The following is an 8,817-nucleotide window of genomic DNA, read 5'->3' as shown; positions in this document are numbered from 1 at the left end:
GCAACACTGAAGCCCTGCTGCGCGTTCTGGCAGCACTCCGACGGGGCCGTGCACGGCCCGGGATGCACCCGCCCCGCTGCCGCCCGCGTCCCCTTCCGCGACGACTGCTGCGAGCGGTGGTGGACCTCTCTGGGCGCACAGCACGACACCGGCTGCCGCCGTCACGTCGGCACGCCGGAGCACGACCGGGCCCGCACGACCCCGCAGTAAGGCGGTCAGTACGTCACCGCTCGTGGGGCTCGCCCACTGCCGGGCCGTTACCGCCGTGCCCGCTCTGCCTGCTCCAGTGCCGTCCGCAGAGCCGGCGGGGTGGCGGCCGCCCAGGCCTGGGGCGAGCAGGAGTGGGGATACGGGACCGGTCCGGCGGTCGCCGGGCGGTCGTAGCCGACGAGGACCTCCGGCAGCCGGTGGCCGTGGTGGGCCGCCGCCGCGACGAGACCCCCGGCGACGGTGCGCACCTCGGCCGTGAGCCCCTGACGGGCCAGGCCCAGGGCGATGACCGCGTTGTCGTGCGGCCAGGCGCTGCCCCGGTGGTACGACAGCGGGTGGTACGGCCGCTGGCCGGCGGCGAGGGTCCGGATCGCCCAGCCGGAGAAGAAGTCCGGCTCCAGCAGCCGCCGTCCCACCCGGCGGGAGCGTTCCGTATCGAGGATGCCCGACCACAACAGGTGCCCGGCGTCCGAGGCCAGCGTGTCGGCCTGGCGGCCGGCGCCGTCCAGGGCGAGTGCCGGGAAGTCCGCCTCCGGCATCCAGAAGTCCGCGGTGAAGCGGTCCCGCAGCCGGGCGGCGGTCTCGCGGAGCCGACGCGCGTAGGGCTCGTCCCGCCAGATGTCCTCGGCGAGCCCGGCCGTGCGCAGGAGCGCGTCATAGGCGTAACCCTGCGCTTCCGACACCGCGATGGACCCCTGGGCCTGGGTGCCGTCGCGGAAGCAGATGGCGCCCGCGGAGTCCTTCCAGTTCTGGTTGACCAGCCCGCCCGGGTCGGGGTGTACACGAGGTAGCCGTGCCTCTCCAGGCCGCCGTCGGTGAGCATCCAGTCGACCGCCTTCCGGGCGTGCCGCTCCAGACGTACGGCCAGGGAGCGGTCGCCGGTCGCCTCGTGGTGGGCGTGGAGCAGGACGAGGAAGAGCGGCGTGGCGTCCACGGCACCGTAGTACCGGCCGTACGGAACCTGCCGGAAGTGGGCGAGTTCGCCGTGCCGGGTCTCGTGGACGATGCGTCCGGGCTGCTCGCCGCTGAAGACGTCGTGGCGCTGCCCCTGGGTGGCGGCGAGCGCGCTCAGGACGGCGGCCGCCGTCGCGGGCCGGTACGGCAGCAGGAAGTACGACGTCAGGAGTGAGTCGCGGCCGAACAGGGTGAGGAACCAGGGGATACCGGCGGCCGGGCCGCCTGCACGACCGGTCCGACGCGCTGTGCATGTGCGGCTCCCACGGCTGCCTCGCGGCCGTCGCCAGTGGGCGCGCGATCGCCAAGGAGCTGTCCGCCCTCGGCCTGGACACCGCATCCGGACGGGACGTGCGGCGCCTGCTCAACGAGGGCCACCCGGACGCGGTACGGCTGGCCCGGGAGGCCGGGCGGCGGGTGGGCGAGGTCCTGGTCACCGTCGTGACGCTGCTCAATCCCGGGGTGCTCATGATCGCGGGTGAGCTGTCGGGGGTGCCCTTCCTCACCGGGGTGCGGGAGTTGGTCTACCAGCGCGCGATGCCCCGCGCGACGGCCAACCTCCAGGTCGTCACATCGCGGCTCGGCGACCACGCGGGACTCGTCGGGGCCGCCGCCATGGTCGTGGAGCACCTCTACTCCCCCGCCGGCGCCGACGCCCGCCTCGACCGCCTCGCGCCCTGAGCGCACCGCCAGCCCTCCCCGCGCACCCGCCGAGAGACCCCGAAGTGCACCAGGAAGACAGGAACACCGTGACCGCTGCCCCCGCCCCCTGGACCGGCCGGCCCGTCGAGGCCGGACTCGTGGGCGCCGGCCCCTGGGCCCGCACCATGCACGCCCGGATACTGGCCGCCGGGCCCGAGACGCGGCTGACCGCGGTCTGGGCCCGCCGTACGGAGGCCGCCCGCGAGACCGCCGAGCCCTACGCCGCCCATGTCGCCGCGGACTTCGACGAGTTGCTGGACCACTGCGAGGCCGTGGCCTTCGCCGTGCCGCCCGCCGTCCAGGCCGAGCTGGCACCACTGGCGGCGAAGCGGGGCAAGGCCCTGCTGCTGGAGAAGCCGCTCGGGCCCGATCCGGTCTCGGCCCGCCGCGTGGCCGACGCGGTCGCGGATGCCGGTGTCGTCTCCCAGCTGGTGCTGACCAAGCGCTACCACCCGGCCACCCGGGCCTTCCTGGACGCCGCGCGCGCCGTCGACGTGGCCGGGGCCCGCTCCTGCTACCTCCACGGCGCCTTCCTGCAAGGCGAGTTCGCCACCGGCTGGCGCCTCGAACACGGCGCCCTGCTGGACCTCGGCCCCCACCTGCTCGACCTGCTGGATGCCGCGATCGGCCCGATAACCGGCCTCCGCGTCACCGGCGACCCGCGCCGCTGGGTCGAACTGACCTGCGAGCACGAGAACGGGGCCGTCAGCCAGGCCTCCCTGTCCGGCTCGGTGGCCGTCCCTCGCACACTCACCCGCGTCGAGCTCTTCGGCCCCGGGCATCCGCTGGTCTACGACACGGCCGACATCGACCACGAGGAGTGCTGGCCCGTCCTGCACCACGACTTCGCGACGGCCGTCCGCAGCGGCACGCCGACCCCGATCGACGCACGGCGCGGCCTGTACCTGCAGAGCCTCCTCGACCGGGCGGTACACGGCTGACCGACGGGCGCGACGGCCCCGCGTTCAGCGGGTGTCCGTCAGGCCGCCCGTACTGGAAACGGTACGGGCGGAGAGAGCTCCGCCTCCTCCTGGGGCATCGCCGGACGGTGGCGCCCGGCGATCGCGTGTCCGCGGCTCAGAGCCTCAAGGCAGCTCCGTCGGGTTCAGTCGACGACCGCCGTGGCCTCGACCTCGATCAGGTGCTCGGGCACGTCCAGCGCCGCGACGCCCAGCAGCGTGGCCGGCGGTGCCGCGGTGACCCCCAGCTTGGCCGTCGCCCGGGCGATGCCCTCCAGCAGCAGGGGCATCTTGTCTGGGGTCCAGTCGACGACATGCACGTTCAGTTTCGCCACGTCGTCGAAGGAGGCACCGGCCGCGGCCAGAGCGGTGGCGACGTTGAGGTAGCACTGCTCGGCCTGCGCGGCGAGGTCGCCACCGCCGACCGTGGTCCCGTCGGCATCCCACGCGACCTGCCCGGCGACGAAGACCAGCTTCGATCCGGACGCGATCGACACCTGCCGGTAGACGTCGATCTCCGGCAGTCCGCCGGGGTTCACCAGGGTGATGGCCATGACTTCTCTCTCCTTGCCACTCGATCTTGCGTTGGATCTCTTGCGGTCGGTTTCCTGTGGTTACTCGGGAACCGTAGGAGAGTGGCCGCTGACATGGAAGAACGCACCTTTCAGTGACTGGGGAACCTGATGGTGACCAAGCAGTTCACTGGCTCGCCCGACGACGCGGAGCCGGGGCGGGGGCTGCCGAAGACGACGCCCACATGTGCGTCTGGGCCCACCAGAACCTGGGTCACATCGGGGCGCCCCGTCGCAGCTTCGGGGCCTGACGGGCGCCGCCCGGTTCAGCGTCGTCGGCGAGTGGAGCCGCGGAAGACGGCCAGCCGCAGGACCACGAAGCGCACGACGGTGACGGCGACGGACGTGGCGGCGAGGACTCCGGTCTCGGCGGCGGGCGAGGCGCCGGGCTCGGCGTGCCCGAACCACAGCACGGCACCGGACGTGACCAGGTAGCCGAGCACGAAGAGGCCACCGGCTCCCAGATGGGCGCGGACCGCCCCCGCCGCGGTGTGCCGGAACGTCAGCCGCCGGTTCGCCTCGGTGTTCAGCACGGTCAGCACCAGCAGGGAGACCAGGTTGGCGGCGGCCGGTGGCCACCACAGGCGCAGCACCCAGTACAACAGAGCCTGCCCGACGGTCGACACGATGCCGACAGCGACGAACCAGCCGACCTCCCGCGACCACACCGTGCGCCGCGTGGAGGGAGTGCGGAGCGGCTCGCGAGGCTCGGGAGCGACCGGTGACGCGTTCAGCCGAGCCACACGTCACGCCCCCGCCCATGCCGACCGACCGTCAACTCCTGGTCGCGCAGCCTACTACGCCACCGTGAGACACTTTGCCCGGCCTTTGCCTTTCGGGAACCGAGCGGCCCACGGGTGCGTTCATCCTGATAGCCGCGAGAAATCGCGGCCAAGGACCAAGACGGACACGCAGCAGCAACAGAAGCCGAGGTGGCACGAGTGGCGATGTGGGACAAGATCAAGGACCAGGCCAAGACCTTCCAGCAGTCCCAGGGCACTCGGGGAGCCGGCGGACCCGGGCAGGGACCGCAGGGACATCAGGGGCAGCAGGGATCCGGCCGGCCCGGCTCCTCCTCCGGCGGCTCCAAGGCCCAGCTGATCGGGATGTTCAAGACCCAGCTCGCGTCGGTCAAGACCGAGCTCAAGAGCGGCGCCTACCGGGACGCCAGCATGGCCATGTGCGCGCTGGTCGCCGCGGCCGACGGTCAGGTGGAGCCGGCCGAGCGGCAGCGCGTGGAGGAGCTGATCGTCTCCAACGAGGTCCTGCAGAACTTCCCGGCCGACCAGCTCCGTCAGCGTTTCAACCAGCACGTGGACAAGCTCGTCGCCAACTTCGAGCTGGGCAAGAGCGAGGCCCTCCAGGTGATCGCCAAGGCCGCCAAGAAGCCCGCGGAGGCCCGGGCGGTCATCCAGACCGGCATGGTCATCGCCGGAGCCGACGGGGTCTTCGAGCAGTCCGAGCAGTATGCGATCCGCGAGGCCTGCACCGCCCTCGGAGTGCCGCCCTCGGAGTTCGGCGTCTGACCGAGCCGGGTCCGTCGGCCTCACCGATGGGGAAAGCGTTTGACGGCCGTCGGCGTCGGCGGATCGGATGGGCCGCATGAGTTCAGGTCAGACGCAGCAGGGCCTTCACCCCCTCGACGACCGTCTCGTACGGCGCCTGGTCGCCGGGCAGTTCCCGCAGTGGGCGGGACTGCCTGTCGAGCGCTTCCCGTCCGGTGGCACGGTCAACGCGATGTACCGGCTCGGCGACGACCTGGTCGTACGGCTGCCGTTGATCGAGGGCGGGGTCGGGGACGTGCTGGCGGAGCGGGAGTGGTTGCCCCGGCTGTCGCCCCTGCTGCCCACCGCCGTCCCCGAGGTGCTCGGGGGCGGCGGGCCCGCCGAGGGGTATCCGTGGCCGTGGTCGGTGTACCGGTGGCTGCCCGGGGAGATCCCCGAGGCCGGAGCGCTGAGCGAACCCGCGCTGCTGGCCGCAGATCTGGCCGGGTTCGTGGCGGCGATGCGGAGCGTCACCCTGCCGGGCGCGCCGCGCGCCCATCGCGGCGGCCCGCTCGCCACGCTCGACGAGGCGACCCGGTCCGCGATCGAGGAACTGCGGGGCCTCCCCGAGGAAGGGGTCGACTGCGACGCCCTGGCCGCCGTGTGGGAGGACGCGCTGCGGGCCCCGGCCTGGGAGGGACCGCCGGTCTGGCTGCACGCCGATCTGATGCCGGGCAACCTCCTGGTGAACGGCGGCAGGCTGTCCTCGGTGATCGACTTCGGGTGCATGGGAGCGGGCGACCCGGCCTGCGACCTCTTTCCGGCCTGGAATCTGCTGCCGGCCGACGCGAGGGAGGTCTTCCGCGAGGCGCTCGGCGTGGACGACGCGGCATGGAGGCGCGGCCGCGGACGGACGCTCTCCCAGGCGCTGATCGCGCTGCCGTACTACCGCGAGACCAACCCGGCGATGGCCGGTAACGCCCGCCACGTGATCCGGGCGGTGCTGGCGGAGAACGGTTGAGCGGTCGCCCTCCCCGACTCCCGCGGTCTAGGGAGCGATGCCCACACCGTCGATCCGGCTCCACGCCCGCTCCCGCGCGGCGGTCATGGCGGGCCAGCCGAGTCCGCCCGGCCTGGGTCGCACCCGCGAGGCGTACGGCGCGGGCCGGTATCCGGGGTCGTAGAAGCAACCGTCGTCGTACGTCACGTCGAAGGCGCCGCAGGAGGCCGCGATCGAACGCGGGGTCGGCTTGCGGCCGGAGCGCACCCAGGTGTCCAGCGCGGAGACGGAGTTGGCGTACTCGGAGTCGCTCAGCGAACTGTGCTCGGCCTCCTTCGTGAACGTCTGGACGAGGTTGCCGCCCCGGCCGGCGCCCCGGACTGTGGCGCGGTAGGCCGCCTCGTGCTCCACGAAGGCCGTCGGGTCGTCGATCGCGTGCAGGGTGAGGACGGGGAGGGACACCCTGCCGGTGAGGTCGCTGTCGTAGGAGAGGTCACGGCGTGCGGTGGGGTCGGCCGAGAAGCGCTCGACGCCCGCGTTGAGTGCCTTGTCGTCGTGTGAACCCGTGTACCGCACGCCGCGGTTGCTCCACGGGTTCCGGCCGCCGAGCCGGTTCGTCACGATGTCCCGGAACGTGAAGGTCGCGAATCTCAGATGCGACTCCAGGGTGCGCTCCGGTATGCGGGTGACCGCGAGGATGTCGTCGAGGTTGCGCTGCTGGAGCGCGGTCCGGGCCTCGGGTTCGGAGGCGTACCCGGTGCACTCCTGCAGACGGGCGCGGAGTCCGGCCGTCGTCATGGTGGAGTCCGGGCGCAGCCCCTGCCACAGCGGGTACCGCGGCTCGGTCGGGCGAGGGTGGTTGTGGCAGTAGTACTGGTAGACGGCCCGCAGGTCCACGCGGTAGTCGTAGCCGCGCGAACCGCCGCCGAGGACACCGTTGGTCAGCAGAACTCCGTCGTAGGGCCCGGGCCGCCCGCCGTAGGTCTCCGCGACCTTGGCGGCCACGTTGCCGCCCCAGGACTGTCCGTGGAGGTAGGTCCGCTCCGGCCGGCCGAACCGCTCGGTGAACAGGCGGCGGACGTTCTCCGTGTCGGCGGCCGCCATCCGGGCTCCGTAGCCGCCGCGGCGGTAGGCGGAGCCGGCCCACGCGTACCCTTCGTCGACCATCACCGCCCAGCGCTCCAGGTCCTCGGTGCTGCGGGACGGGTCGGAGGAGTCGCCGAGACCGGGGCCGCCGTGGGCGTGCACGACGAGGGAGCCGTTCCAGTCCGCCGGCACGGCCATCGTGTAGTGGGCGCCGTTCGCGTCCTGGCCGGTGTAGCACCGCGCCTTGCCGGCCAGGCCGGCCGGGCAGGCGTTCTGCTGGGGCGAGGCGGGCCGCGCGTGAGCGGCCGGTACGTTGCCGAGCGTGCCGAGGAGGACGGCGGCGAGGACGGCGGCCACCACCGCCGGACGGCGTCGGCGGTGGGAGGCCCAGGGGACACGGGTGGACGTGTCAGGTGTGGTCACGAAGCGGCTCCTGTGAGTGCTCGGCGCGAAGTTGCGCTGCGAGCCGGGATGCTAGGAACCCGCCGAGGCCGGAGCCACCCCTTCGATCATTGCGTTCATAGTGTTCGCCCGTTCACCGAAGAGTGCCGCGGGCTCAGCTGTCGTAGTCCACGGTCAGCGTCTCCGAGACCGGGTACGACTGGCAGGTCAGGACGTAGCCGGCGTCGACCTCGGCCGCTTCGAGCGCGTAGTTGCGGCGCATGTCGGCGCTGCCGTCCGTGACCAGGGCGCGGCAGGTGCCGCAGACGCCGCCCTTGCAGGCGAAGGGCAGGTCGGGGCGGGTCTGCTGGGCGCCGTCGAGGATGCTCCGCTCGCGGGAGAGGGAGGAGGTCGTGGAGCGGCCGTCCAGGGTGATGGTGACCTCGCTGACGGGTCCCTCGGGGCCGGCCTCCTCATGACGGACCTCCCGCACGGGTTCGTCGTCGGCGTGGAACAGCTCCCGGTGGACGCGGTCCGCCGGGACGCCGAGGCCGGTCAGGACCTGCTGGGCGTCGGCGACCATGCCCTGCGGGCCGCACAGCCACCAGTGGTCCGCGCTCTCCACGTCCACCAGGGAGTCGACCAGCGCCGAGAGCCGCTCCGCGTCCAGGCGGCCGGAGAGCACCTCGGCCTCGCGGGGTTCGCGGGAGAGCACGTGGGCCAGGTGGAAACGGGTCGGGTGGAGGTCCTTCAGGTCGGCCAGTTCGTCGGCGAACATCACCGTGTCGGTGCGGCGGTTGCCGTAGAACAGGGTGACGGTCGAGCGGTCGTCGGCGGCCAGCACCGACTCGGCGATGGACACCATGGGCGTGATGCCCGAACCGGCCGCGATCAGCACATGGTGGCCCGGCGTGGTCAGGTCGGGCGTGAAGAAGCCGGTGGGGGCCATCACCTCGACGGTGTCGCCCGGACGCACCTCGCTCACCAGCCACGACGAGAACAGGCCGCCCGGCACCACCCGGACACCGATGCGCGGGACCGTACCGGCCGGTGCGCAGATCGAGTACGAGCGACGCTCGTCCCGGCCGTCGACCTCGCGCCGCAGGGTGAGCGACTGTCCCGGCGAGAAGGCGAACTCCTCGGCCAGTTCGTCCGGGATCTCGAAGCTCACGGCCGCCGCGTCCGCGCACAGCCGCTGGACGGCGGCGACGCGCAGGCGGTGGAAGGCGGGACGGCGGCGGGCGCGCGCCGGCGGTGCCGAGGCGGACGCGGTCGCCGAGGCGGGGGCGGTCGGGGCCATCAGATCTCCTTGACGTACTCGAACGGCTCGCGGCAGGACCGGCAGCGCCACAGCGCCTTGCAGGACGTGGCGGCGAAGCGGGAGGTCTCCTCGGTCTCCGCCGAGCCGCACCGGGGGCAGGGCACCGCGGGCCGGGTGGGCGACAGGACGAGGGGGACCGGGCCGCGGG

Annotated in this window: 7 protein-coding genes and 4 pseudogenes; 5 read left to right on the top strand and 6 right to left on the bottom strand. The window is 72.9% G+C overall.

Features of this window, described 5'->3' with window-relative positions; translation table 11 throughout:
* Positions 1–210: pseudogene (locus EBH09_RS39600) on the top strand (hypothetical protein); the annotation flags it as partial.
* A 47-nt stretch (positions 211–257) separates the two neighbouring features.
* Here the strand turns inward: EBH09_RS39600 and EBH09_RS35070 are convergent.
* A pseudogene (locus EBH09_RS35070) lies at positions 258–1,384 on the bottom strand (aminotransferase); the annotation flags it as partial.
* Positions 1,385–1,386: 2 nt separating this feature from the next.
* Here EBH09_RS35070 and EBH09_RS35065 point away from each other — a divergent pair.
* Both EBH09_RS35065 and EBH09_RS35060 read left to right on the top strand, forming a co-directional pair.
* Positions 1,387–1,845 (top strand): annotated as a pseudogene (locus EBH09_RS35065) (ROK family protein); the annotation flags it as partial.
* Positions 1,846–1,913: 68 nt separating this feature from the next.
* Positions 1,914–2,807 carry a Gfo/Idh/MocA family oxidoreductase gene (locus tag EBH09_RS35060; RefSeq protein ID WP_193776698.1) on the top strand — a complete coding sequence of 298 codons (894 nt, stop codon included), beginning with the start codon at positions 1,914–1,916 and terminating at the stop codon, positions 2,805–2,807.
* A 164-nt stretch (positions 2,808–2,971) separates the two neighbouring features.
* Here the strand turns inward: EBH09_RS35060 and EBH09_RS35055 are convergent, their stop codons facing one another.
* Positions 2,972–3,379, bottom strand: a complete 408-nt coding sequence (locus tag EBH09_RS35055; protein WP_121750808.1) for a RidA family protein — start codon at positions 3,377–3,379, stop codon at positions 2,972–2,974.
* Between the two features lie 284 nt (positions 3,380–3,663).
* Positions 3,664–4,140, bottom strand: coding sequence for a GtrA family protein (locus tag EBH09_RS35050; protein ID WP_238697532.1), 477 nt, complete (start codon positions 4,138–4,140; stop codon positions 3,664–3,666).
* A gap of 198 nt (positions 4,141–4,338) precedes the next feature.
* On the opposite strand from EBH09_RS35050, the gene EBH09_RS35045 reads away from it, so the two are divergent.
* Entirely contained in the window at positions 4,339–4,923 is a 585-nt protein-coding gene (locus EBH09_RS35045; protein ID WP_121750807.1) for a TerB family tellurite resistance protein, read from the top strand.
* 76 nt (positions 4,924–4,999) lie between these two features.
* Positions 5,000–5,902: an aminoglycoside phosphotransferase family protein gene (locus EBH09_RS35040; protein ID WP_121751168.1), complete on the top strand. Its 903-nt coding sequence runs from the start codon at positions 5,000–5,002 to the stop codon at positions 5,900–5,902.
* Positions 5,903–5,929: 27 nt separating this feature from the next.
* On the opposite strand, the gene EBH09_RS35035 is transcribed toward EBH09_RS35040, so the two are convergent.
* The 3 genes and pseudogenes from EBH09_RS35035 to EBH09_RS35025 form a co-directional block, all read right to left on the bottom strand.
* Positions 5,930–7,390 carry a hypothetical protein gene (locus EBH09_RS35035; RefSeq protein WP_121750806.1) on the bottom strand — a complete coding sequence of 487 codons (1,461 nt, stop codon included), beginning with the start codon at positions 7,388–7,390 and terminating at the stop codon, positions 5,930–5,932.
* 133 nt (positions 7,391–7,523) lie between these two features.
* Complete coding sequence (gene paaE, locus EBH09_RS35030) at positions 7,524–8,648, bottom strand: 1,2-phenylacetyl-CoA epoxidase subunit PaaE (protein ID WP_121750805.1); 1,125 nt, start codon at positions 8,646–8,648, stop codon at positions 7,524–7,526.
* Positions 8,648–8,817: pseudogene (locus EBH09_RS35025) on the bottom strand (phenylacetate-CoA oxygenase subunit PaaJ); the annotation flags it as partial. The pseudogene EBH09_RS35025 and the gene paaE, both read right to left, overlap by 1 nt.

Origin of the sequence: Streptomyces sp. E2N166, from assembly GCF_003671715.1 — a bacterium.
Taxonomy (GTDB): Bacteria; Actinomycetota; Actinomycetes; order Streptomycetales; family Streptomycetaceae; genus Streptomyces; species Streptomyces thinghirensis.
The sequence above is the reverse complement of the archived record's forward strand: the minus strand, read 5'-3'. Positions and strand labels throughout refer to the sequence as shown.

Excerpts from the sequence above, each read along its gene's own strand:
- EBH09_RS35055 (WP_121750808.1), bottom strand. The coding sequence starts at position 3,379 with ATGGCCATCACCCTGGTGAACCCCGGCGGACTGCCGGAGATCGACGTC.
- EBH09_RS35040 (WP_121751168.1), top strand. The coding sequence starts at position 5,000 with ATGAGTTCAGGTCAGACGCAGCAGGGCCTTCACCCCCTCGACGACCGT.
- paaE (WP_121750805.1), bottom strand. The coding sequence starts at position 8,648 with ATGGCCCCGACCGCCCCCGCCTCGGCGACCGCGTCCGCCTCGGCACCG.